Below are 1,211 nucleotides of genomic sequence, written 5' to 3'. Positions count from 1 at the left end.
ATTTGATAAAATAGCAGGATAAATTGCTATAAAAAATTAAGGGTTAAAAATGCCACCAAGATATACAGATGAATTTAAAATGGAAGCTGTAAAACAAGTTACAGTCAATGGTTATAGCGTACACGAGACAGCGGAGAGGTTGGGTGTTCATTTTGAGTCTCTCAGGAGCTGGATAAAAAAGTTTCAATCCCCAGAGGCGATAGCTAAAAACAATCAAGAGTTGGCTTCTCATTTAGAGATAAAACGCCTCCAAAAAGAGCTTAAAAGAGTCACAGAGGAGCGCGATATACTAAAAAAGGCCGCAGCGTACTTTGCAAGCCACCCAAATTAAAGTACGCGTTTATAAAAGAATACAGCCAATATTACACAGTAAGACGACTGTGTAGTGTTATGCAGGTACATCATAGCGGGTATTATAAGTGGCTCACAAAGCCTGTTTCAAATCGAGAGATTGAAAATCAGCAATTGATAGTTTATATAAAAGATGCATTTAAAGCGTCCAGCGGTATTTATGGTTATAGAAACATCCATAAAGATTTGTTAGCGTCTGGGATACACGTAAATAAAAAGAGAGTTGCAAGACTTATGAGCATAGCGAGACTTTATGGAGTTGGCACATATAGACGCAAGCCTAAGCATAAAGCCGGTGCAATTCACAAAGCGCATCCAAATCATCTGCAGCAATGCTTTATCGCAAGCTCTCCAAATGAGAGTTGGGTAAGCGATATAACTTATATCAGAACGCATGAAGGATGGCTCTATCTTGCAACAGTTATAGATCTTTTTAGCAGAAAAGTGATTGGCTGGGCAACAGCGCATAGACAAACAACAGATTTAATTTTACAAGCTTTAAAATCTACAATTTCAAGAGTAAAAAAAGCAGATGACAAAGTAATTCTTCACTCAGATCAAGGGAGCCAGTATAGCTCTTATGAGTACAGAATTTTTCTAAAACATCATAATATTGTCCCAAGCATGAGTAGAAGAGGCAATTGTTATGATAACGCCGTTGCAGAGAGCTTCTTCAAGACATTAAAAAAAGAGCTTGTTAGAAAACAGGTATTTTTAACAAGAGAGATTGCAGCGTCTAAAATCTTTGAATATATAGAAATGTTCTACAATCCAAAAAGAAGACATAGTTATCTTGGCTACATTTCACCAAATGAGTTTGAAAAAAGATATAATTTGGAGTCCTCAAAAAACAAGGTGTT

The 1,211-nt window shown here is 36.4% G+C and carries 1 protein-coding gene; it reads left to right on the top strand.

What is annotated here, in order from left to right; translation table 11 throughout:
• Positions 1-49: 49 nt before the first annotated feature.
• Positions 50-1,211, top strand: a protein-coding gene (locus RQ763_RS11765; RefSeq protein WP_409932391.1) for an IS3 family transposase whose coding sequence is annotated in 2 segments (ribosomal slippage) — positions 50-299 and positions 299-1,211 — 1,163 coding nt annotated over the 2 segments. Because the reading frame shifts where the segments join, the coding sequence is not laid out codon by codon here. This gene is flagged as partial in the annotation.

It is taken from the genome of Sulfurimonas sp., from assembly GCF_032250635.1.
Lineage (GTDB): Bacteria > Campylobacterota > Campylobacteria > Campylobacterales > Sulfurimonadaceae > Sulfurimonas.
Note: the sequence above shows the minus strand (reverse complement) of the source record. Positions and strands in the feature narration are given on the sequence as shown.